Below are 26,774 nucleotides of genomic sequence, written 5' to 3' on the forward strand. Positions count from 1 at the left end.
TCAGAAGAACCCGAGCGCGTTGGGGCTGTAGCTCACCAGCAGGTTCTTGGTCTGCTGGTAGTGGTCGAGCATCATGCGATGGTTCTCGCGGCCGATGCCAGACTGCTTGTAGCCACCGAACGCGGCATGGGCAGGGTAGGCGTGGTAGCAGTTGGTCCACACGCGCCCGGCCTGGATGCCGCGGCCCATGCGGAACGCGCGCGCGCCGTCACGGGTCCAGACCCCGGCGCCAAGGCCGTAGAGCGTGTCGTTGGCGATAGCCAGCGCCTCTTCCTCGTCCTTGAAGGTGGTGACCGAGACCACCGGCCCGAAGATCTCTTCCTGGAAGATGCGCATCTTGTTGTGGCCGGCGAAGACGGTCGGCTTGACGTAGTAGCCGCCCGCGAGGTCGCCGTCCAGCATGTTGCGCTCGCCGCCGGCGAGGCACTGCGCGCCTTCCTTGCGGCCCAGGTCGATGTACGACAGGATCTTTTCCAGCTGTTCGGCCGACGCCTGCGCGCCGATCATGGTGCCGGTGTCGAGCGGATGGCCCTGGCGGATCGCCGCGACGCGCTTGAGCGCGCGCTCCATGAAGCGGTCATAGATCGATTCCTGGATCAGCGCGCGCGACGGGCAGGTGCAGACCTCGCCCTGGTTCAGCGCGAACATGGCAAAGCCTTCCAGCGCCTTGTCGAAGTAGGCGTCGTCGGCGGCGAGCACGTCCTCGAAAAAGATGTTGGGAGACTTGCCGCCCAGTTCCAGCGTGACCGGGATCAGGTTCTGCGAGGCGTACTGCATGATCAGCCGGCCGGTGGTGGTCTCGCCGGTGAAGGCCACCTTGCTGATGCGCGGGCTCGATGCCAGCGGCTTGCCGGCCTCCAGGCCGAAGCCGTTGATCACGTTGACCACGCCTGGCGGCAGCAGGTCGCCTATCACTTCCATCAGCACCAGGATCGAAGCGGGGGTCTGCTCGGCGGGTTTCAACACCACGCAATTGCCGGCGGCCAGCGCCGGGGCCAGCTTCCAGGTCGCCATCAGCAGCGGGAAGTTCCACGGGATGATCTGCCCGACCACGCCCAGCGGCTCATGGAAGTGGTAGGCGATGGTGTCGCCGTCGATCTCGGAGATGCCGCCTTCCTGGGCGCGGATGCAGCCCGCGAAATAGCGGAAATGGTCCACCGCCAGCGGCAGGTCGGCGGCGCTGGTCTCGCGCACCGGCTTGCCGTTGTCGATGCTCTCGGCCACCGCCAGCAGCTTCAGGTTGGCCTCGATGCGGTCGGCGATGCGGTTCAGGATGTTGGCGCGCTCGGTGGTGGAAGTGCGCGCCCACGCGGCCTTGGCGGCGTGTGCGGCATCCAGCGCGGCGTCGACGTCCTGCTGGTTGGAGCGCGGCACGCGCGTGAACGGCTTGCCGGTGATCGGCGTGATCGACTCGAAGTACTCGCCGCCGGCGGGCGGCACCCACTGGCCGCCGATGTAGTTGTCGTACTGCTGCTTGTAGGGGTTGCTGACGCCCAGCTGGGCGATTTCCGCCATGTCCATGTCTCGCTCCGTTCGAGTGATCTGTGTGGTGTCGTCACGGCCTTGGGGCCGTGCGCACGGGAGCAGATCGCAAGAGGTGTGCCGGGGGAGCGGGAGGAGGGAAAAGCGGGATGAAGCGAGAATCGGCCGGGAAATCGGGCCGCAAGTGTGCCAGTGCGTGACAGTGGTTGTTCCAGATTGGAACACTCGCTGTACTGCCGATGCGATGCGATGCGATAGCGCATGCCATGGCTACCACCCTTCGCAATCGCACCCCTCTCCCGCGAAGCGGGAGAGGGGTGGGGGTGAGGGCCGGAGCGTCAATGAAGCGAAGCGCGTCGGTATGCCAGCACCCGCCCTCACCCCCGGCCCCTCTCCCGCAAGCGGGAGAGGGGAGCAAACCGGCGGAATGGCTTTGCGCCGCTGGCAGTGGGCCTTAGTGCCCCGGCCCCGCCGCGCGCAGCGCCTTCACATCGCCCGGCTTTACATCGGCCGGCTGCCCGCCCCACGTAGCCCGCAGGTAATTGGCCAGCTGCGCCAGTTCCTCGTCGCTCATGCGCGCGGCAAAGCCTGGCATTTCCTGCATCGCTTCCACGCCGGGAAAGCGCTGCGCCTCGATGCCATCCAGCATCGACACGATCAGGTTGCGCGCATCGGCGTTGCGCACCGTCGAATTGCCGGCCATCGACACCGCCACATGCGGCTTGCCTTCGCCCTCGCGGCCATGGCAGCCCGCGCAGACCGCCACGTACTGGCGGCGCCCCGGTGCGAGCTGCGCGGCATCCGCATGCACCGCCTTCACGGGTTGCGGCGCGGGCGGCTGGTCGCCGAGCAGATAGGTGCTCATCGCGGCCAGGTCGCCCTGGGTCAGGTACTGGCTGCTCAGATGCACCACCGGGTGCATCTCGCCAAAGGCCGAACCCTGCGGCGCGATGCCGGTGGCGAAGAACTGCTGCAGGTCGCTGGCGGTCCAGCCGCGCGCGGCCAGTCCGGCGGGCGTGATGTCGGGCGCGCCGACGCGCGCCAGCGCGGCACCGGCCAGCGGCTTCGACAGGTCCAGGCGGCCAAAGGCGGCGCGCGGCGTGTGGCACTCGGCGCAATGGCCGAGCGCGTTGGACAGGTAGCGGCCGCGCTGCCATGACGCCGAATTGCCGGTGGAGGCGTCAGGCAGCTGGTCCTCGAGGAACAGCAGGTTCCAGCCCGCCAGCGCGAAGCGCAGGTTGTACGGGAACTGCAGGTCGTGCGGACGGTTGGCCACCGCGGCCGGCTTCACCTGCATCAGGTAGGCGTACATGGCATCGGCATCCGCGCGCGACACGCCGCGGTACGAGGTGTACGGCATCGCCGGGTAGAGCTGCTTGCCCGGCGCCTTGCCGTCATGCAGCGCCTGGTAGAAGTCGTCGGCGCTCCAGTTGCCGATGCCGTGGGTCTTGTCCGGCGTGATGTTGGTGCCGTAGAACTTGCCGAACGGCGAGGCCAGCTCCACGCCGCCGGCGAATGGCGCGCCTTGCGGCGCGGTATGGCACGCGGCGCAGTCCGCGGCGCGCACCAGGTAGCGGCCGCGCGCGATCTGCTCGGTGGCGGAGAGTTGTGCCTTGGGCGCGTGGTCGGCGGCGGGAGCCATCGCGTCGGTGCGGCTGCCGCAACCGGCCATGATCGCGGCCGCGGCAATCGCTGCCAGCGCGGCGCGCGTGGCCATCATCAGGGGCGTGCGCTGCATCACTTGTCGCTCCCGCTGTCCCGGACCAGCCCCGGGGTGCTGGTGATCACGTCCTTTACCGCCTCGTAGTAGCGCACATAGCCGGTGCAGCGGCAGATATGGCCGTCCAGCGCCTTGGTGATGGTGGCCTCGACCTGGTCTTTCGGCACCGGGTTGCGCTGGAGCTTTTCCACCAGGATGGTGGCGCCGTTGACGAAGCCCGGCGTGCAGTAGCCGCACTGGAAGCTGAAATGCTCCAGGAACTTCTGCTGCACCGGCGTCAGCTCGACCACTTCGCCTTGCGCGTTGCGCTTGCCGTGGCCTTCCACGGTGCGCACCTTGCGGCCCTGGAACCAGTGCGCGCCGGTGATGCAGCTGCGCACTTCCTCGCTGGTGCCGTCGGGCTTGTCGTGGATCACCACGCAGGCGTGGCAGATGCCCTGGCCGCAGCCCAGGCGCGAGCCGGTCAGGTCCAGGTACTCATGCAGGAAATCGATCATCATCAGGCCTTCGGGCACGTCCACCGGGCCGACGTCCTTGCCGTTGATGTTGAGCGTGATGGGTTGGGTGGCAATGCTCATGCCAGTACCTCCTGGATCTTGGCCGCCGTCACCGGCAGGTCGGTAAAGCGGTGGCCGATGGCATGCGCAATGCCGTTGACGATGGCGCCCACCACCGGGATCATCACCACCTCGGCGACGCCCTTGGGCGGGTCGGTTTCCGAGACCGGCGGCAGCACCGTGCCGGTCTGGGTCCACACCGCCACGTCGCTGGCGCGCGGCAGGTGGTAGCGGTTGAAGTTCCAGGTGCCGTTGCCGGGACCGTCCTCGTAGAGCGGCAGGTATTCATGCAGCGCGTGGCCGATGCCCATGGCAATGCCGCCCTGCAGCTGGCCGGACACCAGCTGCGGCGACAGCTGCGTGCCGCACTCCATGATCGAGTGGTGCGACAGGATGTCCACCTTGCCGCTGGCCTCGTGCACCGACAGCTCGACGAAGGTGCCCACCGCGCTGTAGTAGGTCACCGCGGCGTTGTTGCGCTGTGTTGGGGCGATATAGACCTTGCTGCGATCGAGCACGTGCCAGCCACCGGCGCTGCGCATTCGTGCCTTGCGCGTGGCATCGGCGCCGTCGCCGTAGCGCACCGAGAGGCCGTCCACCGGCAGGCGCGCGGCCTGCCCGTTGATGTCGAAATCGGCTTCGCTCCACTGCCAGCGGTTGAAGACGTGCACGGTGGCGCCGGTCACCAGCCCCAGCTCATGCGCCTTGGCGGCGACCTGTTCGAACGGCAGCGCCTGCAGCCCGCCGGCGCTCAGCTTGCCGTCGACCCAGCGCGCGTCTTCCACGCGCACTACCAGCGAGGCCGCCTGGCCGCCGCCGATGCCCTGGCGCCAGATCGCCAGCGCCGCCGGCCACAGGCCATGCATGAAGATGACGCGCGCGGCCTCGCGCGTGCTGTGCGTGAAGTAGTAGGCCGAGTTGGTGGCGCTGGCCGGCGACGCATAGGCCGGCGACCAGCGCGGGTTGGCCGACAGCTTGTCCTGTTCGGCCTGGCTCATCAGGTAGGGGTCGCCCGAGGTGGTCACCGGCAGGTCGGCCCAGTCGGTGACGGAAGTGCGCACCTCGCCCGCCGGCTTGCCCAGCCAGCGCGCCACCGCGGCGGCCTGCGAGGTCGACATGCCGGTGCCGATCTCGGCGCCGGAGTGATGCAGCACGATGCTGCCGTCGGCCTTCAGCTCGACCTTGGCGAACGACGCTTCCGCGCCGGTGCCGAAATCCTTCTGCACGCAGGCAAAGCCCACGCCATAGCGGCGGCCGGGATTGGCCGCCTCATATTCCGCCTTCTTGCTGGCGCGCTGCGTCCACAGCGGATAGGCCCGGGCCGCTTCCAGCACCTCGTCAACGCGGATCGAGCCGGCGGGGATCGCGCCCTGCGTGTTCTTCATGCCGGAGCGCAGCGCGTTCTTCAGCCGGAACTCGATCGGGTCCAGCTTCAGCTGCTCGGCGAACTCGTCGACCATCATCTCGGTCGCGGCCATGCTCTGCAGCGTGCCGTAGCCGCGCGCCGAGCCCGCGTCGATGGCGCGCGAGGCGATCGCCACGGCGGTCAGGTCGTTCTTCGGGAAGTAGTAGATCGATTGCGCAGCGGTGGCGCCCACCATCGCCACCGACGGCGAGAAGTTGGCGCGCCCGCCGCCGTTGGCTTCCAGGTCGCCCTGGAAGGCCTGGAACAGGCCGGTCTTCTTGTCGACCGCGATGCGGTAGCGCATCCTGAAGGCATGCCGCTTGATCGAAGTCTGGAACTGCTCGAAGCGGTCGTTGGCCAGCCGCACCGGCTTGCCGTCGGCGTAAAGCGCCGTGACCAGGCCGTAGAACGGGAAGTTGTAGTGGTCCTTGGAGCCGTAGCCGACCGTATAACAGGGGTGCAGGAACACCTGCTTCACCGGGAACGCACCCTTGGCCTTCGCCAGCATCTCGGCCGCGCTCTCGCCGACTTCGATCGGCGATTGCGTCGGCACCACCAGGTGCAGCGCCTGCGTGGCCGGGTCGTACCAGCAGTTGGCGTTGTCGGGTTCCAGCGCGGCGGTATCGACCGACTGCGAGTGGTACTCGCGCTCCAGCACCAGCCAGTCAGCTGACGGGCTGGCCAGTTGCGCGCGGATCTGGCCGGCGTGGTACATGCCCTGTTCACCGAGCTGGCCGTGGTCCTTGCCGTCCGGCCATACCGGCTGGTGCTTGCGCATCATGCTGGGGAACACCGGCGCGTGCTTCAGGCTGGAGAACACATCGTCTTCATAGGGCGTGGCGCCGCCTACGCGCACGAAGCGGAAGGTACCCCACGGGTCGCGTTCCAGCGGGCCGGTTTTCGCGCCATAGCGGATGACGTCGTCGCGGAACTTGAGCTTGTCCTTGGCGAAACGGAAGCGGGCGAAATCGTGGTAGATCAGGATCGCCACCGCGTGGCCAAGGTAGGCAGGGGTCTTGCCTGCGGGCAGCAGCATGTCCTCGCCGTAGAAGGCGGGGAAGGCGACGCCGTCGCGTGCCAGGTCATCGGCGGTGACGACGCGGTCAGGCCTCAACTGGTCGCCCAGCACGCCGAGGTCGAAGCCCTTGTAGCGGCGGTCGGCCTGGGTTGCGCGCAGGATGAAGGCATGCGACTGGTGCCGGGGCCAGTGCGGCATGTCGCGCGAGCGGATATCGCGCGCGAACACCTTGGCGCCGGTGACCTTGGCGATGCCGTCGATGCGGAATCTGGGGGCGCCGGCCTTGGCGTCCCACTGCACCGGGGTCAGGATCTTGTCTTCGAACAAGGCCGCGAAAGCCTTGCCGCCGAGGGGCGCGATATAGACCGACACCCCGGCCACGACGCTGGCTTTGAGGAAGGTGCGCCGTGAAGGGTTGAAGCTGGGCATGGAATTCCTTGGGGATTGCGCAAGATTGCGCGGCAAGGGCAGCCATCCGCGGGCCAGCCCGGGGGCTGGCACGGAAACGGTTCAGGTGTTCAGGGAGCGCGGCCGCGATGGTGCGGCCGCTGCAGGGCATGGCGTGCCGCCAGTCACTACGGCTGCGGCGCGGGTGAATCGGGGCGGGGCATGGTTGTCATGGTCCTGGCGCTGAACGGCTGCGCTGACCCCCGCGATTGTCGCCGTGTGGCCTAGGGTTTACCTCAAGGCGGGGCCCTGAATAATGGTTATCAGCCGGCGCGAATATTCCTCGCCGGCTCTCTGTTCAAGCCTTCGGGCGCGCCGAGGCCGGATCGTAGGGCGCGCGCAGGTGCACGCGCGCCGGCAGCACGGCGCCGGCCAGGTCGACGTGATAGGTGCCGGCTTCCAGCCACGCCGCATCGGCCGGCCCGTCCTCGCGCGCCAGCAAGGCCATGCCCACGGGGCAGCCCAGCGTATGGCCGAACGCGGCGGAACTGAGCGATCCCACCGCGCGCGCACTGCCGCCGGGCCCGGTGCGCAGCACGGCTTCGCCGCCCCACAGCATGGCATCGCTGGCGCCGTCCACCGTCACGACCACCATGCGCCGCGCGGGCGCGCCGGCCTGCCGCAGCCGCAGCAGCGCGTCACGGCCGCGGAAGTCGATGCCGCTGGCCAGCTTGCAGGCGAACGACAGTCCCGCCTCGAACGGATTGACCGACGGCGACAGCTCGCGGCCCCAGGCGCGGTAGCCCTTTTCCAGCCGCAGCGACTCGATCGCGTAGTAGCCGGCATCGACCAGCCCGAGCGTGCGGCCCGCCTCGTGCAGCGTCTCGTACACGCCCACCGCGAATTCCACCGGCACGTACAGCTCCCAGCCCAGTTCGCCCACATAGGTCAGGCGCGTCGCGCGCACGGTGGCATAGCCCAGGTCGATCTCGCGCGAGCTGCCGAAGGGAAAGCCGTCATTGGAGAAATCCGCGCGCGACACCCGCTGCAGCAGCTCGCGCGAGCGCGGCCCCATCACCGCCAGCACCGCGAACTGGCCGGTGACGTCGACGATCACGCAGCGCCGGTCGTCCGGGATCAGCCGCTCGATATAGCTGAAGTCGCGCGTGGTCTGCGCCGAGCCGGTCACCACCAGGTACTGGTCGTGCGCCAGCCGCGTCACGGTCAGGTCGGACTCATAGGTGCCGCGCTCGTTCAGCATCGCGGTATAGACGGTCTGCCCCGGCGGCACCGCCACGTCATTGCTCATCACGTACTGCAGCACCGCCTCGGCATCGGCGCCCTTGACCAGGTACTTGGAGAACGAGCTCATGTCGAACAGCGCCACGCCCTCGCGGCAGGCCCGGTGCTCGGCGCCGCTCCATGGCAGCCAGTTCTGCTGGCCGAAGGCGTATTCGATCCGCGGCGATGCGCCCGGCGGTGCGAAGAAGTTGGGCCGCTCCCAGCCCATCTTGCTGCCGAAACTGGCGCCGGCTTCGCGCAGGTGCGCATACAGCGGCGAGCGGCGGAACGGGCGCGCGGTCTCCAGTTCGCGATTCGGCCACGGCATCGCGTAATGCAGACCGAGGGTTTCCTTGATGCGGTCGTGCAACCAGCTCTGGTTGCCGTTGAAGCCGGCGAAGCGGCGGATATCGACGGGCCACAGGTCCATGGTCGGCTCGCCCGCGACGATCCATTCGGCCAGCGCCATGCCGGCGCCGCCGGCCGAGGCGATGCCCATCGAGTTGAAGCCAGCGCCGACGTAGAAGTTGCGCAACTCGGGCGCTTCACCAAGGATGAAGTTGTTGTCCGGCGTGAAGGATTCCGGCCCGTTGTAGAACTGCTTCACCTGCGCGGTTTCCAGCGCCGGCACGCGCACCAGCGCGTTTTCCATCAGGATCTGGAACTGGTCCCAGTCATCGGGCAGCAGCTGGAACTCGAACGGCTCCGGAATGCCCTGCATGCCCCAGGGCTTGGCGTCGGGCTCGAAGCCGCCCATCACCAGCCCGCCGACCTCCTCCTTGAAGTAGATAAAGCCGTCCGGGTCGCGCATCACCGGCAGGTCGGGATGCACGCCGGCGATGCGTTCGGTGACGATGTAGTAGTGCTCGGCCGAGTGCAGCGGCACGGTCACGCCGCACATCTGCCCCACCTGGCGTGCCCACTGCCCCGCGCAGTTGACCACGATCTCCGCTTCGATGCGGCCTTCGTCGCCGGCCTTGTTGCGCCAGCTGACGCCGGTGGCGCGGCCATCGCGGGTATGGACCGCGGTGATCTTCGTGTCTTGCACAATGCGGGCGCCGTGGCTGCGCGCACCGCGCGCCAGCGCCTGGGTCAGGTCGGTCGGGTTGGCCTTGCCGTCGCCCGGCAGCCATACCGCGCCCAGCAGGTCGTCGGTTCGCATCGCCGGCCACAGCTCGCCGGCCTGGGCGGGCGAGATCACCTCGCATTCCACCCCATAGGCGCGCGCCACCGCCGCGGTGCGGCGCAGTTGCGTCATGCGCTCCGCGGTGCGCGCCACCGACAGCGAACCGCATTGCTTCCAGCCGGTGCCCAGGCCCGTTTCCGCTTCCAGTTCGCTGTACAGCTGCGTGGAATAGCGGATCAGCCGGGTCATGCTTTCCTGCGAGCGTAGCTGGCCCACCAGCCCGGCGGCGTGCCAGGTCGTGCCGCACGACAGTTGCCCTTGTTCCAGCAGCACGACATCGGTCCAGCCCAGCTTGGTCAGGTGGTAGGCAACGCTGCAACCGATGATGCCGCCGCCGATGATGACGACGCGGGTTTGAGAAGGGAGGGCAGAGGACATGGGGGTCAACGCGCAGGGCGAAAGCGGTGGGAGATGAATGCCATGGTATGCCACAAAATGCCAATAAACAACGCAAAACGCAACATGCCTTATCGCGCCAGTTGCAGTGTCACGATGCCCAGCAGCACGAACGCGGTCGCCACCACGCGGCGACGGTCGAAGGCCTCGCGCAGCAAGAAATATCCCAGCAGCGCGGCGAAAATCACGCTCGACTCGCGCAGCGCCGCCAGCTTGGCCACCGGCGCCATGGTCATCGCCCACAGCATCAGCGCATAAGAGCCCACGCGGTTGACGCCGCCGATCCACGCGCGCTTCCACTCCGTGCGCAGCAGCGCCACCAGCGCCATGCCGCGGCGGGCGAAGGCATAGCCGGGCATGAACACATGCGACATCGCCTGCAGCCAGACGATGTAGGTAAAGACCTCGCCATGGCGCTTGACCGCGGTGCCGTCGATCACGGTGCCGCCCGCCAGGCAGGCCCCGGCCAGCAGCGCAAAGCCGAGCAGGTCTGCCGGCTGCCGGCGCCAGTGCACCAGGCTGACCAGGCCGCAGCAAATGAGCGCGATGCCGGCATAGCCGCCGGGCCCCAGCCGTTCGCTGCCGGTTAGCAACAGCAGGATCGCCACCATCATCGGCGCCGAGCCGCGCATCAGCGGATAGGCCTGGCTGAAGTCGCCGCGGTTGTAGGCGGCCACCAGCGACAGCTTGTAGACCACCTCGAGCGCCACCGTGGCCAGCAGGAACGGCCACACCTGGGGCGCGGGCGCAGGCACCAGGAACAGGAAGGGCAGGGCCACCAGCAGGCAGAAGGTGTCGATCAGCGCCATCGACGAGAGGCGGTCGCCGCCGATCTTGACGATGGCGTTCCACGACGCGTGCATCAGCGCCGACAGCATCACGGCGGCAAAGGCTAGGCCGTGGAAATCGGGGGGGAGGGACATGAAAGGGTGGTGGTTCTTGTGGTCGGCTGCGTCGGGGCGTTTCGCGATTCCCCCTTGTTTTCTCCCCTCTCCCGCGGGCGGGAGAGGGGCAGGGGGTGAGGGCAGGCGGTGGCAATGGCGCAGGATTCCACAGTGCGACAGGCAGTCTTGCATCGCGATGCGGTGGCCTGCGGTACTGCAAGCTCCGGCCCTCACCCCCACCCCTCTCCCGCAGGCGGGAGAGGGGAGCTTGCTGCCGGCGTTGAAGGAAATTGACTCAAGCCGCCTCCGCCAGCGGCGCCTGCATCGCGATCCCCATCTCCCGCAGCACTTCCCCGATCGCCGTCACCACGTTGCGCATCTCGTTGTCGTCGATCGCGCCGATGCAGCCCACGCGGAAGGTCTCCACCTGGGTCAGCTTGCCCGGATACAGGATGTAGCCGCGCTCGCGCACCTTGCTGTAGAACGTCTTGAAGTCATAGCGCGCATCCGCCGGCGCATGGAAGGTGACGATGATCGGCGCCTGCACCGCCGCCGGCAGGAAGGCGCGGAAGCCCAGTGCCGCCATGCCTTGCACCAGCGTGTCGCAGTTGCGGCGGTAGCGCGCGCCGCGCGCCGGCTGGCCGCCTTCCTCGAGGTACTGGTCCAGCGCCGCGCGGAACGCCGCGACCACGTGCGTGGGCGGCGTGAAGCGCCACTGCGTGGTCTTCTGCATGTAGACGTACTGGTCATAGAGGTCGAGCGCGAGCGAGTGGCTGTTGCCTTGGCTGGCTTCCAGCACGTCCTTCCTCACCAGCACGAAGCCCATGCCGGGCACGCCCTCGATGCACTTGCCGGTGGCAGCCACCAGCGCGTCGAACGGCATGGTGCGGGCATCGATCTCGATCGCGCCGAACGAGCTCATGGCGTCGACGATCAGGCCCTTGCCCAGCCGCTGGCACAGCAGGGCGATGTCCTGCAGCGGGTTGAGCACGCCGGCGCCGGTCTCGCAGTGCACCTGCGCCACGTGCGTGATCGACGGGTCGCGCCGCAGCGCCTCTTCGATCAGCGCGGCGCTGGCGGGCTGGTCTTCCGGAATCGGCAGTTCCACGCTGGCGCGCCCCAGCACCTTGCAGATCTTCAGGATGCGCTGGCAGTAGGCGCCGTTCTGCGGCACCAGCACCTTGCCGTCGCGCGGCACTACGTTGGCGATCGCCGCTTCCACCGAGAAGGTGCCGCTGCCCTGCATTGGCACGCAGACATGGGTGCCTTCGCCGTGGACGATGCGCACCAGGTCGTCGCACAGGCTGCGCGTGATGGTGTTGAAGGCGGCGTCCCACGAGCCCCAGTCGCGCAGCATGGCCTGCTTGGTCGCGAGCGAGGTGGTCAGGGGGCCGGGGGTCAGAAGGATCGGGTCGTTGCCGCGGATCATGGTGAGCTCCTGATTGGGAAGGAGTGAAAGAGGGAAGGTCAGTCGTTGCCCTGGCCCTGGCGCCAGGCCTGGGTCTTGCAATCGAGCACCCGTTGCAGCAGGTAATAGAGCAGGCAGGCGAAGGCCGAGGTCAGCACCACCAGCGTGGCCATCGCCGCGGCCGGGCCGATGTCGCCGGACTCGTCCAGGTTGACGATCTCCACCGAAGCCAGCTTGGTGTCGGCGCCGTACAGGAACACTACCGCCGAGACCGTGGTCATCGCATTGATGAACAGGTAGCGCGAGATCTCCAGGATGGCGGGCAGGCAGGCCGGCACCGTGACCTTGAAGAAGGTCTTGTAGAACGGCACCTTGAGCGACGCCGACACGGCCTCGAACTCGCTGTCGAGCTGCTTGAGCGCCGTCACCGCCGTCAGGTGGCACGAGGCGTAGTAGTGGACGATGGTCACCAGCACCAGGATGCCCAGGGTCTGGTACAGCCCGTGCATGGGGTTGGCGTGCGGCACGAAGAAGAAGATGTAGCCCAGGCCCAGCACCAGCCCCGGCACGCCCATCGGCAGCACCGCCATCAGCCGCACGAAGCTGCGCAGCCAGTCCATGCCGCGGGTCTTCTCCAGCAGGTAGGCGGTGGCGAAGATGAACACCGGTCCGATCACCGCGGCCAGGCCCGCCATGCGCACGCTGTTCAGGTAGGAATCGACCACGCCGCCCTCGACCAGTCCCACCCGGTAATGGTTCAGCGACAGCGAGAAGTTGTACGGCCACAGCTTGACGAAGGACGCGTACACCGCCATGCCCATCACCGCCAGCATCAGCGCCGCCATCAGCCAGCAGAACACCGCCATGGCCAGGTCGTAGCGCGGGCTGCGGCGCGGCACATAGGGCACCGAGCGCGACGACATCAGCGCCATCTGGCGACGTTGCACGCGCGCATCCACGCAGTAGGTCACGGCCACCGGCACCAGCAGCATCAGCGACACCACCGCGCCCTGCGAGAAGTCCTGCATGCCGATCACCAGCTTGTAGATGTCGGTCGCCAGCATATGGAAGTTGCCGCCGATCACCTTGGGGATGCCGAAGTCAGAGATCGCATAGGTGAACACCACCATGGCGGCGCTGACCAGGCCGTAGCGCGCGCCGGGCACGGTGATGGTGAAGAACTTGCGCACGGTCGAGGTGCCGAGCGCGTCGGCGGCTTCGTACAGCCGCGCGTCGGTGAGCGACAGCGCCGTGATCAGGATCATCAGTGCGTGCGGAAAGGTGGCGAACACCAGCGAGGCGACGATGCCCAGCGGCCCGTAGATCTGCGTGCTGCCCATCCACGGCTTGAACAGCCCCTGGTTGCCGAACCAGAAGATGAACGAGATCGCCGCCAGCAGCGAGGGCGCCAGCAGTGGGATCAACGCCAGGTTGCGCAGCAGGCCCTTGCAGGCGATGCGGCTGCGCGTGAGCGCGTAGGCAAAGCCGAACGCCAGCGGCACCGTGATGCAGGTGGCGAGCGCCGAGACCCACAAGCTGTTCCACACCGAGCGCAGCAGCGCGGGCGACTCGAAGTAGGCGCGGAAGTGCGCGATGCCGGCCAGCGTGCCGTCGCGGTTCTGCACGCTCTTGGCCAGGATCATCACGATCGGCGCCAGCACGAAGCAGGCCAGCGCCAGCGCGGCCAGCGCCAGCAGCAGGTGGGCGAGGCGGTCGGTCCAGTGCGCGCGCACCGAGGTGGCGACCAGCGCCGCTGGCGCGGGCTGCGCGCCGTGGTTGGCAGGCCCTGGCGGCACGCTGGCGGCGGGGGTGGCGGAAAGGGTGTCGGTAGCGGGCATGGTGGCAGACGTAGTGGCCGGCGCCGCAGTCAGGCTCATGCGCATGCGTGGCGGAAGATGCGGAGTCGGTCAGCGGGAATGGCCAGGCGCAGCCGGTCGCCGGTGTGCGGGCGCAGCTCGTGCAGGTCATTGAGCGAAAGGTCGGCATACAGCGCGCTGCCCGTTGCGCCGGCGCCACCGGGTGCCGCGGGCGCGGCGTCCGGCAGCCGCAGCGTCAGGCGCGAGAACGCGCCGAGAAATTCGATCTTGTCGACGGTGGCCTCCAGCACATTGGGGCCATGCTGTTCGATGCCGCGCACGCACACGTCTTCCGGGCGGAAGAACACCTGCACGTCCTCGTCGGGGCAGCAGCCCGCGGGCGCGGCGCAGCGCATGCGCACGCCGCCCAGGTGCAGCTCGCCGTCGCCGCAGATGCGCGCGCCCAGCATGTTGGTCTTGCCGACGAAGTCCGCCGCGAACGGCGTGGCCGGACGCTGGTAGATCTGCGCCGGCGTGCCGACCTGCTCGATCGCACCCTGGTTCATCACCACAATGCGGTCCGCCATCGACAACGCCTCTTCCTGGTCGTGCGTGACCAGGATGGTGGTGATGTTCAGCCGCTGCTGCAGCGCGCGGATCTCGCTGCGCAGCCGCACCCGCACGCGCGCGTCGAGCGCCGACAGCGGCTCGTCCAGCAGCAGCAGGCCGGGCGAGGTGGCCAGCGCGCGCGCGATCGCCACGCGCTGCTGCTGGCCGCCCGACAGCTGCGCCGGGTACTGGTTGCGGCGGTCCGGCAGTCCCACCAGGGTGAGCAGCTCGGCCACGCGCGCGCGGCGCTGGTCGCGCGGCATGCGCCGGTTGACCAGGCCGTAGGCGACGTTGTCGGCCACCGTCAGGTTTGGGAACAGCGCATAAGACTGGAACACGATGCCGTAGTCGCGCTCCATCGGCGGCAGCGTGGAGATGTCGCGCCCGCCCTGGCGGATGGTGCCGGCGCTCTGCGACTCCAGCCCGGCGATGATGCGCAGCAGCGTAGTCTTGCCGCAGCCCGACGGGCCCAGGAAGCACAGCAGCTCGCCCTGGCGCACGTCGAGGTCGATATGGTGGAGCGCGACAAAGGCACCGCTGCTGCCGCCGAAGCGCTTGTGGATGCCTTTCAGGCTGAGGTAGGTCTCGGCCGTGGATGTGGAGGTCTGCATGGCGTGGGGCCTGTGTGTTCTGTTGGGGGGACCCCGGCACCGCCTGCCCGGGAAACGGGCCGGCGGCGCCGGTACAGGACGGCGCTCAGGCGCTCAGGGCTGCTTTTCCGACTTGCTGGCGTAGCGCTTCTGCCATTCGGTCAGCACCCGCTCGCGGTTCTTGGCGATGTAGCTGAAATCGTTCTTGACCAGCATCTGCTCGTAGTTGGCCGGGATGGTCTCCACTTTGCGCGCCACGCCCGGGTAAGCCACGATGGCCCAGTCCCTGGCGAACAGCTGGTTGGCTTCCTTGCTGGCGAGCCAGTCCAGGTAGCGCTGCGCGGCCTCCATCTTCTTGGTGCCCTTGACGATGCCGGCGGCCTCGATGTCGTAGCCCAGGCCTTCCTTGGGGAAGATCATCTCGATCGGCGCGCCCGAGGCCAGCGTCTTGTGCGCGCGCAGCTCGAACGAAATGCCGATCGGGAATTCGCCGGCGCCTGCCTGCTTGCATGGCTTGGAGCCGGAATGCGTGTATTGCGCGATGTTCTCGTGCAGCGCGTCCATGTATTTCCAGCCGTCCTGCTCGCCGAAGAGCTGCAGCCAGGCGGTCACGTCGAGGAAGCCGGTGCCGGAAGAGGCCGGGTTGGGCATCACGATGGTGCCCTTGTAGACCGGCTTGGCCAGGTCCTTCCAGGTTTCAGGGCGCGGCAGGTTGCGCTTCTTGGCCTCGACTGTGTTGAAGCAGATGGTGGCGCCCCAGACGTCCAGGCCCACCCATGACGGCGGACTGGCCTTGTCGCTGTAGTCGCGCGTGAGCTTCTCGAAACCCTTGGGGGTGTACGGCGTCAGCATCCCTTCGTGCTTGAGCAGTTCCAGGCTCGACGCCGCCAGCCCGGCGATCACATCGGCCTGAGGGTTGCTTTTTTCGGCCAGCGCCTTGGCGGTGATGACGCCGGTGGAGTCGCGCACGTATTTCAGTTCGATATCGGGGGCCACCTTGGCAAAGCCTTCGGCATAGGGCTTGAGGGTCTCGGTCTCCCACGCCGTATAGACGATCAGCGTGGTCTTCTGGGCCAGCACAGTGCCGCTGGCGGCTAGCGCAAGCACGGCGGCGGCGGTGCGCAGGGTGGTGGTGAAGGACGGTTGCATGGGGACTCCTTCCGGCATTGTAGGTGGAGAAATGTGTCAATGTGGTGAATCTGTTGCAACGCCATGGGGCGCGCCGCACAACATTGAATCACCGTAAAACCCTTGTGCTACAACACTTGCAAGACATATGCCTAACTTTTTGCGCGCTGTGTGTCACCCGTTGCTCTGCGCCGATGTCTTGATTGTTGACAATATACAAACCGCTTGCTTTAATGGCAATAAGGATTTTCGATATTGCTGAATCCGTCACAAACGGGAGCTTTCATGTCACGCCAAGCGCCGCTGGCGAGCGAAATCACCATCCTGCAGAGCCAGTCCCTGACGACGCTGGTGCAGCGGGAACTGGAGTTGCGGATCATGTCGGGCGAGCTCGCACCCGGGGCCAAGCTCAACGAGATCGAAGTCGCGGGGCAGCTCAATGTGTCGCGCGGGCCGGTGCGGGAAGCCTTCCGTGCGCTGGAGCAGGCCGGGCTGCTGCGCACCGAGAAAAACCGCGGCGTGTTCGTGCGCGCCATCTCGGTGGAGGAGGCCGATGAAATCTATGAACTGCGTGCCGTGCTGGATGAGTTCATCGGCCGGCAGCTGGCCGCCCGCATCACGCCCGAGGACTTGCGCGAATTGCGCGCACTGGTGGAGGCCCTGGACGCGGCCAGCCAGGCGCGCGATGTCGATGAATACACGCGCCTGAACCTGGCGTTCCACGACCGCATGGTCGCGCTGGCCGGCAACCGCAAGCTGCTGGAGACCTACCGGCGCCTGGTCAAGGAACTGACGCTGTTCCGGCGCGAGGCGCTGTCCCGCAGCCACGCCGCCATGCCCGATTCCACCCGCGAGCACCGCGCCATCGTCTCGGCGATTGCCGCGCGCGACGGCGGACTGGCCGCGCGGCTGATGCGCGAGCACGTCGAGCGCGGCCGCGCGCGCATGCATGCCGCGGTGGCCTCATCCGGCACCGATGCCGCCGCCTGAACCTGACCGAATCCACTGCCGCTACCGCCTTACCGACCGCGATCCCGCACAGGAATCAACCATGCCTGAGACCAACGCCCGCACTATTACCGTCAACCAGCGCAGCTACCGCTGGATGCAGCAGCCCGTCGTGGTGGTCTGCGTCGACGGTTGCGAGTTCGATTACCTCGAAGCCGCCGCCGCCAGCGGCCGCGCCCCTTACCTGAAGCGCCTGCTGGACAGCGGCTCCGCGTTCCGCGGCGCCTGCGTGGTGCCGACCTTCACCAATCCCAACAACCTGTCCATCGTCTGCGGCGCGCCGCCGGCGGTGCACGGCATCTGCGGCAATTACTTCTTCGACCGCAGCGCCAATGGCGGGCGCGGCGAGGAAGTGATGATGAACGACCCCAAGTACCTGCGCGCCGGCACCATCCTGGCCGCCTTTGCCGAGGCCGGCGCCAGCGTCGCCGTGGTCACCGCCAAGGACAAGCTGCGCCGGCTGCTGGGCCACGGCATGCGCGGCATCTGCTTCTCGTCGGAGAAGGCCGACCAGGCCACGCTGGCGGAAAACGGCATCGACGGCGTGCTGGAGCTGGTGGGCATGCCGGTGCCGGATGTCTACAGCGCCGAGCTGTCCGAGTTCGTTTTCGCCGCTGGCGTGCGCCTGATGGAAACGCGACGCCCAGACCTGATGTACCTGTCCACCACGGACTATATCCAGCACAAGTTCGCGCCCGGTTCGGACGGTGCCAATGCTTTCTACGCGATGATGGACAAGTACCTGGCGCGGCTGGACGAACTGGGCTGCGTGGTGGCGCTGACCGCCGACCACGGCATGAACGCCAAGCACGACGAGGCCACCAAGGCGCCCAACGTGATCTACCTGCAGGACCACCTGGACGACTGGCTTGGGCGCGGCGTGGCAGACGGCGGCGCGCGCGTGATCCTGCCGATCACCGATCCGTACGTGGTCCACCACGGCGCGTTGGGCTCCTACGCCACCATCTACCTGCCCGACGATGCCGACCCTGCCGCCATCCAGGCGCGCCTGTCCGACCTGCAAGGCGTGGAGAGCGTGCTGACCAATGCCGAGGCCTGCGCGCGCTTCGAACTGCCGCCCGACCGCGTCGGCGACCTGGTGGTCACCAGCGACCGGCACGTGGTGCTGGGCACCAGCCGCAGCCGCCATGACCTGTCCGGCCTGGACGCGCCGCTGCGCTCGCACGGCGGCGTGTCGGAGCAGACCGTGCCGCTGGTGTTCAACCGCGCTACCGCCGGCATTCCCGGCAAGGCCGTGCTGCGCAATTTCGACATCTTCGATGTCGCGCTGAACCACCTGCACTGAACGCGTGGATCATATCGAGCGGTTCGGGAACGCAGCTTGAAGCTGCTGTTCGAGCCGCTGTTGGAGCTTGTATTGACCGGAGGAGACTCATGAACGCCCCCCAATTTCCCGCTGGCGCCGTCAGCCCCCATTTCCGCGCCGAGGCACTGCGCATCGATGGCCAGAAAATCGTGCGCGAACGCGTGATCGAAGTGCGCAATCCGTTTGACGGCTCGCTGGTTGGCACCGTGCCCAAGGCCACGCTCGAGGACGTGCGCCGCGCCTTCGAGGTGGGCCAGGCCTACCGCGCCACGCTGACGCGCTATGAGCGCGCCGCCATCCTGAACCGCGCCGCGGCCCTGCTGCGCGAGCGTACCGACGAGGCGTCGGACCTGATCACACTCGAATCGGGCCTGTCCAAGAAGGATTCGCTGTATGAGATCGGCCGCGTCGCCGACGTGCTGGGCTTTGCCGCCACCGAGGCGCTGCGCGACGACGGCCAGCTGTTTTCTTGCGACCTGACGCCGCACGGCAAGAAGCGCCGCGTGATGACCCAGCGCGAGCCGCTGATGGGCGTGATCTGCGCGATCACGCCGTTCAACCACCCGATGAACCAGGTCGCGCACAAGGTGGCGCCTTCGATCGCCACCAACAACCGCATGGTGCTCAAGCCGTCGGAAAAGGTGCCGCTGTCGGCGTTCTACCTGGCCGACCTGCTGTATGAGGCCGGACTGCCGCCGCAGATGCTGCAGGTGGTCACCGGCGACCCGCGCGAGATCGCCGACGAGCTGATCACGCACCCAGCGGTGGACCTGGTCACCTTTACCGGCGGCGTGGCGATCGGCAAGTACATCGCCAGCAAGGCCGGCTACAAGCGCGTGGTGCTGGAATTGGGCGGCAACGACCCGCTGATCGTGCTGGACGACGCCGACCTGGAGCGCGCCTCCGATCTGGCGGTGCAGGGCTCGTACAAGAATTCCGGCCAGCGCTGCACCGCGGTCAAGCGCATGCTGGTGCATCAGGCCGTGGCGGCGCGCTTCACCGAACTGGTGGTGGAGAAGACCCGCGCCTGGAAGTATGGCGACCCGATGGACCGCGGCGTCGACATGGGCACCGTGATCGACGAGCAGGCCGCGCAGCTGTTCGAAGCCCGCGTCAACGAGGCGGTGGCGCAGGGTGCGCGCCTGCTGGCGGGCAACCAGCGCAATGGGGCCAGCTACTCGCCCACCGTGCTGGACCGCGTCGATCCCTCGATGACGGTGGTGCGTGAGGAAACCTTTGGTCCGGTATCGCCGATCATCACCTTCCGCGACGTCGACGACGCCATCCGGATTTCCAACGGCACCGCGTTCGGGCTGTCGTCCGGCGTATGCACCAACAATATCGAGGCGTTCACCAAGATCGCCAATGCGCTGCATGTGGGCACGGTCAACCTGTGGGAAGTGCCCGGCTACCGCATCGAACTGACGCCGTTCGGCGGCATCAAGGATTCGGGGCTGGGGTACAAGGAGGGGGTGCAGGAGGCGGCGAAGAGCTTTACCAATCTGAAGACGATTACGCTGCCGTGGGGGTGAGTTCAGCCTGAAATCTCCTGCGGGTTTGCTCCCCTCTCCCGCTTGCGGGAGAGGGGCAGGGGGAGAGGGCAGGCGCCGGCCATAGCGACAGCCTGCACTTCGTTGACCCTCCCGCCCTCACCCCAACCCTCTCCCGCAAGCGGGAGAGGGAGCATGCAGGCGGTTGTTCGGGGCACGGCGCCTCGGCACGCCAAGGATAGGCTGCGCTAGAATCAGCTCCCAACGTCCCCTGAGCTTCCCGGAGTCACCGTGCTCGCCGAACAACGGCAGAAATACATCCTCGACCAGCTCTCCGCGACCGGCGCGCTGGCCATCAGCGAACTGGTGAGCGAACTCGACGTGTCGCGCGAGACCATCCGGCGCGACCTCAACGCGCTGGCCACGCGCGGGCTGCTGGTGCTGACCCATGGCGGCGCGCTGGCCCCGGACCGCACCGAGCCCGATACCCAGACGCGCGCGCTGGTCAATGCCGAAGGCAAGCGCGCCATCGGCGTGCGCGCGGCCGAGCTGGTGCGCGACGGCGCTTCGCTGATCCTGGACTACGGCACCACCACGCACGCGGTGGCGCAGGCGCTGCATGGGCACCACAACCTGCTGGTCTACACCAACGACCTTGCCATCGCCCAGCTGCTGGGGCGGCGCAACGGCAATCGCGTGATCGTGCTGGGCGGCGAGCTGCAGGACAACGAAGACGCCACGCACGGCTGGGACACCATCGAGCAGCTGTCGCGCTACCACACCGACGTTGCCTTTATCGGCATCGGCGGCATCACGCCGCGCGGCGAAATCTGCGATTTCTCGCGCGCCGCGGCCGAGCTGCGCAGCCGCATGCTGCTGGCCGCGGACGTGGCCTGCGTGGTGGCCGACCATACCAAGTTCGGCCGCAACACCGGCATCACCATCAAGCACGCCGAACTGGCGGCCTGGGTCATCACCGACATGGCGCCGGAGCCTGAGCTGGGCGCGGCCCTGAAGGAACGGGGCAACAAGCTGCTGATTGCGTAAGCGACGGTGCCTCAGCCCGGGGGCGCGCCTATGTCCGCTGATCGCACGGAAATCCCCTTGCAGTTGCACCAAAATGCGGCTTTGACGCCGCTGTCACAGGTGTTTTAACTGTCGGATGCCCCACGCCGGTGCTAAAGTGCGGGGTTGTCGGACAGGCATGGCCCGCCCTGGTTGTCCTAACAATGCGGAGGCGACCCACCTTCCATCGGCGCACGCCAGACGGCACCGCAGACCGGCACCCAGCCGGCAAGGCTGCCGGATCACTGCCACTCCAGCACAGCAAGAGACATTCGTGAATTCTCCTTCCCTTGACGCATTTCTGGCGGGGGTTGCCCGCCGCGACCCCAATCAACCCGAATTCCTCCAGGCCGTGAAGGAAGTCATGATGACGCTGTGGCCCTTCGTCGAGCGCAACCCGCGCTACGCCGACCAGGCCCTGCTCGAGCGGCTGGTGGAGCCCGAGCGCGTGATCCAGTTCCGCGTGGCGTGGACCGACGACCAGAACCGCGTGCAGGTCAACCGCGCGTTCCGGGTGCAGCACAGCTCGGCGATCGGGCCGTTCAAGGGCGGCATGCGCTTCCACCCGACCGTGAACCTGTCGGTGCTGAAGTTCCTGGGTTTCGAGCAGACCTTCAAGAACGCGCTGACCACGCTGCCCATGGGCGGCGGCAAGGGCGGCTCGGACTTCGATCCCAAGGGCAAGTCCGACGGTGAAGTGATGCGCTTCTGCCAGGCGCTGGTGACCGAGCTGTACCGCCATCTGGGCCCGGACACCGACATCCCGGCCGGCGACATCGGCGTGGGCGCGCGCGAAGTCGGCTTCATGGCCGGCATGATGAAGAAGCTGTCGAACCAGTCGGCCTGCGTCTTTACCGGCAAGGGCCTGGCCTACGGCGGCAGCCTGATGCGCCCGGAGGCCACCGGCTACGGCACGGTCTATTTTGCGCAGGAAATGCTGCACCGCCGCGGGCGCGGCTTCGACGGCCTGCGCGTGCTGATCTCGGGTTCGGGCAACGTGGCGCAGTACGCGGCCGAGAAGGCCATCGAGCTGGGCGCCAGGGTGCTGACGCTGTCCGACTCCGGCGGCGTGCTGCACTACCCGCAGGGCATGACCACCGAACAGCTGGCCGAAGTCATGGCCTTCAAGAATGAAGAACGTGGCCGCCTGTCGGACTTCGCCGCCCGCCACGGCATGGACTTCGAGGCCGGCCGCACGCCGTGGCACGTGCCCGCCGACGTGGCGCTGCCGTGCGCCACCCAGAACGAACTGGACGGCAACGATGCCGAGACCCTGCTGGGCAACGGCGTGATCTGCGTGGCCGAAGGCGCCAACATGCCGTCGACGCTGGAAGCGGTGGACCGCTTTGTCGACGCGAAGATCCTGTATGCGCCGGGCAAGGCCAGCAACGCCGGCGGCGTTGCCACCTCGGGGCTGGAGATGTCGCAGAACGCCATGCGCCTGTCGTGGCACCATGCCGAGGTCGACGAGAAGCTGCACGCGATCATGAAGGACATCCACCAGAACTGCATCCACCACGGCCAGAAGGCGGATGGCTACATCAACTACGTCGAAGGCGCCAACATCGCCGGCTTCGTCAAGGTGGCCGACGCCATGCTGGCGCAAGGCGTGATCTGACCGGAAGCCAGCGGCCGGCGCCATGCCGGCCGCTATCACGAGGTGGCTAGGATTGCTGCCGGCGCTGCTCTGCCATCCAGGCCCGGCGCGCGACCAGCGACATCCACAGGATAAGCAAGGGAACGACGCCTGCACCATATGGGGCCAGCGCTAGTCCGGACGGCAACACGTAACGCAGGAACAGGTAGTTCGTGCCCCAGACGGCTCCAAGCGCCACTGCTGCATGCAGGTAATGGCGGTCTTCAAAATGCGGGCGTCCCAGGAGCCGTGGGACGACGTACAGGAAGACGAAGCACAGATAGAGTGCTTTCAGCAGGGTGTGGTCCGCAGAGGGCTGGGAATGCGTCCATGTCCGCCATCCCGCGATTAGCTTGCCGGCGGCCGGGTCGTGGCCCCGGCCGGGAAGCGGCGAGCCGTGGCGCGATGGCATAGCAGCAGCGACACGCACAAGCTGAGGCAGGTACCGGCGAAGGCTTCATCGAGCGGTAAGCGCGGCTTGGCCGGCATCAGCACGGAAAATATGCAAAGGTTGAGCGCCAGTACGCCGGCCAGCGCAGCGGCCGCCCAGCCATACAGGCGCTGGCGAAGCGCCGGGATAAACCAATACTTGGGCGCCAGCACGATGAGCACGATGACGGTGTAACCGAACATGGCGATGCCTGGGACGGTGAGCTGGAGGCCTGCGATTGGGGTGCCTGTCATCTGCGACGCCCCGCACTGGTGAAGTAGCCGGGATTGTCTTTTTCGATCTTGCAGTGGAGCAGTGCCATCAGCAGGCTCATCACCGGGCCGAAGCATGCGCGGTAGAGCGTTGGCGCGGCTTCGCCGCCGAGGGTCTGCCACAGCACCAGACAGTTTGCTGCGAGCGCTGCGCACAATATCATCACCGTGCGCAGATAGCGCTCGCCATACAGCGACGGGAACAGCAGGTACCTCGGCACGAGATAGAAGAAGACCAGGCCGTTGCAGAGCACTTGGAGCCTTGCGTACTCAGTCATGCCTAAGTCCATGTCCATGAAAGGTCGTGAGCGGCCGGCGTCGATGGCGCCAGCCTGTTAACCTGACGTGCGTCAGCAAGCCAGCCCGGCAGCGCCGCATTTCTGCAGCGGCGGCTCGGGTAGTGCTGGGATGAACGGCGCGGCGCCGGTTGCCAGCACGGTGCCTACCTTTGGCAAGGTTGTCGCGATGCCACCCAGGAAGCCGGAGGTGAAGCCCGTTCCCGCGTTCCACGCCAGTCCGGCTGCGGTGGGGTTGGGCGTATTCACCCAATAGAACCCGCCATTGGCGACCGCGCCGGCGGCCGCGGCAACACCGGCAATGACGACCGGTGCCACCGACCCTTCCACCGATTCCATTTCCGTCGCCGACAGATGGCTGATGTACCGGCCTGATACGGTGTCCGCACGCTCGATCTCTTCGAATGTCACCGCCCTGGCGCACGCCGTGCCGCCGAGACTGGCCAGCGCAACCGCGGCCAGGGTCTTCTGAACAAGATCCATGGATGTTCTCCTTAGCTCAAAGCAAGTTATTGCAAACGTTCCCTTGCGGGCATGGCGCCCAGCTTCACTACCGTACCGAGCGTGATTTGCGCACCCCCGCGGCCGCTGATATTGGCGTTGCCGCTCAGGGAAATGGTGGACCGGTCACTGGCGCGATAGCCCAGGCCGAAGACCAGTGCGGTTTGCGTGCTGCGTTGCGCGGGCAGTCCTTGCGGGTTGTTGTCTGCCTGCTGTAATTGCCAGTTGATGCCGCCGTAGAGCGTGACGGTCTCATTGGCGGCAAATCCCACCTGCGGCGTCAGCATCAACACGTTGCCCGGCCTGGCGGTGCCGCCATGCCGCGGCGGGTTCAGGCGATAGGACGCATTCACGCTGAGCACGACCGGATCGATGGAGCGATAGAGCGTGCCGCCGGCGGTGAAGCTGCTGAAGTACGAGGCCGCATCGCCGCTGTGTTCCACCGCGCCGGTTTCGAGGAAGGCGACCAGGCCGGGGCTGCCTTGCTCCTTGAGCAAGCGGTGGCTGATGGCCAGGGACAGGCTGGAAAACCGGGTGCGATGGCTGGACTGCTGATCGATGCCCTCGAACAGCGTCCGCTCGCTTGTGTATGAACCGGTGCCGGAGAACGACAGCTCCGTATTCGCGGAGTAGCCGTAGCGCAAGCCGGCATACGCCACCAGCGAATCGACATTGCGCGTCTTCGGCACGACACCGGTCGCCACCGGGATGATGTTGGGACCCACCTGGATATAGATTGGCCCACGTGCCGCGGTGCCGCTTCCTTCCTGGTTGAAGTAAGACAAGCCGGCTTCGGCTCGCCACCGGTTCTGGGCCGTCAGCAAGTCTTCCAGCGTGGGTACGAATTGCGACCACGCGTGGCACGGCGCAAACGCGGCCGCGGCGGTGGCTACGCGTGTCAGGCGGCGGATCATGGCCGGAACGGTCTCAGGGTCAAACCGGCGAACCTGGCCGGAATCGGCCGCATGAACGCCGGATTTCCGGCTCGGCTTGCGTCGCGCGGCATCACGATCAAGGCGCGCCCCGGGTAGTCCCGACTCAGTCGGGTAGTCCACAGCCGCAAGAAATCCGTGGTGCTGTAAATGCGATTGCCGAGCGAAGGGTCGGCCAGTTCCACCGAATGCGCATCGATACTGCGCAGGACCGAAAAGTGATTGTCGTTACCCACGTGGAGAAACACGATCGCGGGCAGGTTGACCTGCCGCAGTGCCTCGAGCGACAGCGCATAGCCGCGCGCTTCGTAGCCAAAATGCGTTGCAGCGGCCGACAAGCTGCTGAGCGTCGCCGGGCCTTTGGCGGCGATCTGTTCCAGGACCTCAGCCTCGCTGACCGCGTCGCCGTAGTAGTGCTGCAGCAGCGTGGCCAGTGCCGCGGCACCGCAGGAGTAGTCATACTGTTGCTTGACCACGCCTTCATCGCGCATCGCCTTCCATGAGCGGACCGGCGGCCTGGCGGACGCCGTGGCGTGGCAAACCTGGGCAAGAGCCAGTGCCAGAAGCGTGATGGTCCGCCTGTGCATGTCAGTAGGTCGGGAGCCCGCCCTCGAGGTGTGGGCGCATCGCATGGTTGGAAATGATTCTCATTGCAGCCGATGTGATGCAGGTTAACGACGCCGGCTGGCCGACGGCGTCCGCGCATTCAGCAAAGCCATGTAGTGGTGGCTGTCCGGTGCAGAGAGATGTCTGCAGATGAGGAAGAATCTTCCGCCTGGGCATGCGCGGTCATGCCTGGATCGGCAAGCGCGCTCGGCGGTTGGAAGGCGTGGCGCAGAGAAGCGCCGGGGAAGTGGGCGGCGCGAAGCGGGAAGCAGCCCGGGTGCGCGCAGTCGTCGACAGGCCCGCGTGGAATCCGGCTACGATACCGGGATCCCGAAACCCTCATCCAAGACGGAACCAGGCGACATGCTGGAACTCAGACCAGGCTGCGAACACTGCAACAAGCCCCTGCCACCGGATTCCGCCGAAGCGCGCATCTGCTCGTACGAATGCACCTTCTGCGCGGGCTGCGTCGACCTGCTCGCCAACGTCTGCCCGAATTGCGGGGGCGGTTTCGCGCCGCGGCCGGTGCGCCCGGCGCGGGACTGGAAGAACGGCAACTACCTGGGCAACGACCCGGCCGGTACCAAGGTCAAGCACCGGCCGGTGGACCTTGCCGCGCATGCCCGCCTGGTCGAGGCGGTGGGCCAGGTCCTGCCTGAGCGGCGCTAGCCTTTGGATTTCGGCTGGAGCAGTTCGCCAGCCTCCTTCACGTTCTGCTCGGCGCGCTTGCTGATGACCGCAAGCGCCTCGGCTTGCGCCTTTTGCGCGGTCTCGGCCAGCGCGCGCATGTTTTCCAGCGCCAGGTGCAGTTGCTGTTGCACGAACTCGCTGTGCCTGGCCATGGCCTCGGCCGGATTGCCCGCCGTTCCATACTGCTGGGCGGCCGCCTGCAGCTGCTGCATGGTCTGGGCGAAGATCTCCTGCTGCTTCTTCACGACGGCCTGCATGCCTTCATAGGCCAGCCGGTTGGCCTCGGTCAGGGCCTCGATGTCCTTGCGGCGCGCTTCGATTACCGCGCTCATGTCCACGCCCGGCAGGCGGAACTGTTCCATCATCCTGGTGAAATCTGCAAAGGGGTTGGGAGGCGTGGCCATGCTGGGTCTCCTGGGGGAAGGACTGGCAGGTCGGCCGGCGGCTGGGATGGCATGCCCTTTGGCCGGGATCCTGTCCACTATAGCCGGTATCCGCACACTTCTGGCCGTCAATCGAGGAAGACCCTAAAGTTAGCGCCCCCCATGCCGTTGGCATCCATAGCCCGCCTGTGCGTCGGCCCGACCCGGCCCGCCCCGCGGACGATGAGAGCGAAGAGCGCTGCGCCGAGCCGTCTCGTGCGCTGCAGCACTTCGCCATGACCAATGCTAATC

The 26,774-nt window shown here is 67.1% G+C and carries 22 protein-coding genes; 6 read left to right on the forward strand and 16 right to left on the reverse strand.

The genetic code is table 11. The features are described from left to right. From adh to ACOCMH_RS05905, 10 genes are all read right to left on the reverse strand, one after another. Positions 1-1,521 (reverse strand): aldehyde dehydrogenase, encoded by a 1,521-nt coding sequence (gene adh / locus ACOCMH_RS05860; protein WP_427308210.1) that lies wholly within the window; start codon positions 1,519-1,521, stop codon positions 1-3. A 415-nt stretch (positions 1,522-1,936) separates the two neighbouring features. Then, a complete protein-coding gene (locus tag ACOCMH_RS05865; RefSeq protein WP_427308211.1) occupies positions 1,937-3,220 on the reverse strand; it encodes a c-type cytochrome in 1,284 nt (427 codons plus the stop codon). Beyond that, entirely contained in the window at positions 3,220-3,780 is a 561-nt protein-coding gene (locus tag ACOCMH_RS05870) for a (2Fe-2S)-binding protein (protein WP_427308212.1), read from the reverse strand. The genes ACOCMH_RS05865 and ACOCMH_RS05870 overlap by 1 nt, the downstream gene beginning before the upstream one ends. Continuing rightward, positions 3,777-6,611, reverse strand: coding sequence for a xanthine dehydrogenase family protein molybdopterin-binding subunit (locus ACOCMH_RS05875; RefSeq protein WP_427308213.1), 2,835 nt, complete (start codon positions 6,609-6,611; stop codon positions 3,777-3,779). Before ACOCMH_RS05875 ends, ACOCMH_RS05870 begins: the two co-directional genes overlap by 4 nt. Positions 6,612-6,927: 316 nt before the next feature. Then, positions 6,928-9,414 carry a GcvT family protein gene (locus ACOCMH_RS05880; RefSeq protein WP_427308214.1) on the reverse strand — a complete coding sequence of 829 codons (2,487 nt, stop codon included), beginning with the start codon at positions 9,412-9,414 and terminating at the stop codon, positions 6,928-6,930. A gap of 89 nt (positions 9,415-9,503) precedes the next feature. Continuing rightward, positions 9,504-10,355 carry an EamA family transporter gene (locus ACOCMH_RS05885; protein ID WP_427308215.1) on the reverse strand — a complete coding sequence of 284 codons (852 nt, stop codon included), beginning with the start codon at positions 10,353-10,355 and terminating at the stop codon, positions 9,504-9,506. A gap of 256 nt (positions 10,356-10,611) precedes the next feature. Next, positions 10,612-11,745: a 2-aminoethylphosphonate--pyruvate transaminase gene (locus tag ACOCMH_RS05890; protein ID WP_427308216.1), complete on the reverse strand. Its 1,134-nt coding sequence runs from the start codon at positions 11,743-11,745 to the stop codon at positions 10,612-10,614. A gap of 38 nt (positions 11,746-11,783) precedes the next feature. Then, complete coding sequence (locus ACOCMH_RS05895) at positions 11,784-13,607, reverse strand: putative 2-aminoethylphosphonate ABC transporter permease subunit (protein ID WP_427308217.1); 1,824 nt, start codon at positions 13,605-13,607, stop codon at positions 11,784-11,786. Continuing rightward, a complete protein-coding gene (locus tag ACOCMH_RS05900) occupies positions 13,598-14,740 on the reverse strand; it encodes a putative 2-aminoethylphosphonate ABC transporter ATP-binding protein (RefSeq protein WP_427308218.1) in 1,143 nt (380 codons plus the stop codon). The genes ACOCMH_RS05895 and ACOCMH_RS05900 overlap by 10 nt, the downstream gene beginning before the upstream one ends. Before the next feature lie 93 nt (positions 14,741-14,833). Further along, entirely contained in the window at positions 14,834-15,868 is a 1,035-nt protein-coding gene (locus ACOCMH_RS05905) for a putative 2-aminoethylphosphonate ABC transporter substrate-binding protein (RefSeq protein WP_427308219.1), read from the reverse strand. A 264-nt stretch (positions 15,869-16,132) separates the two neighbouring features. On the opposite strand from ACOCMH_RS05905, the gene ACOCMH_RS05910 reads away from it, so the two are divergent. The 5 genes from ACOCMH_RS05910 (at position 16,133) to gdhA (ending at position 22,355) form a co-directional block, all read left to right on the forward strand. Beyond that, entirely contained in the window at positions 16,133-16,837 is a 705-nt protein-coding gene (locus tag ACOCMH_RS05910) for a phosphonate utilization associated transcriptional regulator (RefSeq protein WP_427308220.1), read from the forward strand. 61 nt (positions 16,838-16,898) lie between these two features. Beyond that, positions 16,899-18,161: a phosphonoacetate hydrolase gene (gene phnA, locus ACOCMH_RS05915; protein WP_427308221.1), complete on the forward strand. Its 1,263-nt coding sequence runs from the start codon at positions 16,899-16,901 to the stop codon at positions 18,159-18,161. 89 nt (positions 18,162-18,250) lie between these two features. Next, on the forward strand, positions 18,251-19,714 hold the full coding sequence (phnY, locus tag ACOCMH_RS05920) for a phosphonoacetaldehyde dehydrogenase (RefSeq protein ID WP_427308222.1): 1,464 nt from the start codon (positions 18,251-18,253) through the stop codon (positions 19,712-19,714). Between the two features lie 249 nt (positions 19,715-19,963). Next, entirely contained in the window at positions 19,964-20,719 is a 756-nt protein-coding gene (locus ACOCMH_RS05925) for a DeoR/GlpR family DNA-binding transcription regulator (protein ID WP_427308223.1), read from the forward strand. Between the two features lie 292 nt (positions 20,720-21,011). Further along, a complete protein-coding gene (gene gdhA / locus ACOCMH_RS05930) occupies positions 21,012-22,355 on the forward strand; it encodes an NADP-specific glutamate dehydrogenase (protein WP_427308224.1) in 1,344 nt (447 codons plus the stop codon). Between the two features lie 366 nt (positions 22,356-22,721). Here the strand turns inward: gdhA and ACOCMH_RS05935 are convergent, their stop codons facing one another. The 5 genes from ACOCMH_RS05935 to ACOCMH_RS05955 form a co-directional block, all read right to left on the reverse strand. Then, positions 22,722-23,006: a hypothetical protein gene (locus ACOCMH_RS05935; RefSeq protein ID WP_427308225.1), complete on the reverse strand. Its 285-nt coding sequence runs from the start codon at positions 23,004-23,006 to the stop codon at positions 22,722-22,724. 47 nt (positions 23,007-23,053) lie between these two features. Beyond that, the gene (locus ACOCMH_RS05940; protein ID WP_427308226.1) at positions 23,054-23,353 is read right to left on the reverse strand and encodes a hypothetical protein; all 300 of its coding nucleotides are present in this window, start codon (positions 23,351-23,353) and stop codon (positions 23,054-23,056) included. A 72-nt stretch (positions 23,354-23,425) separates the two neighbouring features. After that, on the reverse strand, positions 23,426-23,854 hold the full coding sequence (locus ACOCMH_RS05945; RefSeq protein ID WP_427308227.1) for a hypothetical protein: 429 nt from the start codon (positions 23,852-23,854) through the stop codon (positions 23,426-23,428). A gap of 26 nt (positions 23,855-23,880) precedes the next feature. Further along, positions 23,881-24,786: a transporter gene (locus tag ACOCMH_RS05950; RefSeq protein WP_427308228.1), complete on the reverse strand. Its 906-nt coding sequence runs from the start codon at positions 24,784-24,786 to the stop codon at positions 23,881-23,883. Then, the gene (locus ACOCMH_RS05955) at positions 24,783-25,391 is read right to left on the reverse strand and encodes a C39 family peptidase (RefSeq protein WP_427308229.1); all 609 of its coding nucleotides are present in this window, start codon (positions 25,389-25,391) and stop codon (positions 24,783-24,785) included. Before ACOCMH_RS05955 ends, ACOCMH_RS05950 begins: the two co-directional genes overlap by 4 nt. Positions 25,392-25,773: 382 nt before the next feature. On the opposite strand from ACOCMH_RS05955, the gene ACOCMH_RS05960 reads away from it, so the two are divergent. Beyond that, complete coding sequence (locus ACOCMH_RS05960; RefSeq protein ID WP_427308230.1) at positions 25,774-26,079, forward strand: DUF1272 domain-containing protein; 306 nt, start codon at positions 25,774-25,776, stop codon at positions 26,077-26,079. On the opposite strand, the gene ACOCMH_RS05965 is transcribed toward ACOCMH_RS05960, so the two are convergent. Beyond that, complete coding sequence (locus ACOCMH_RS05965) at positions 26,076-26,504, reverse strand: phasin family protein (RefSeq protein WP_427308231.1); 429 nt, start codon at positions 26,502-26,504, stop codon at positions 26,076-26,078. The two genes, ACOCMH_RS05960 and ACOCMH_RS05965, sit on opposite strands and share 4 nt — an antisense overlap. Between the last annotated feature and the right edge of the window lie 270 nt (positions 26,505-26,774).

The organism is Cupriavidus sp. H39 (genome assembly GCF_050271075.1).
GTDB lineage: Bacteria > Pseudomonadota > Gammaproteobacteria > Burkholderiales > Burkholderiaceae > Cupriavidus > Cupriavidus necator_B.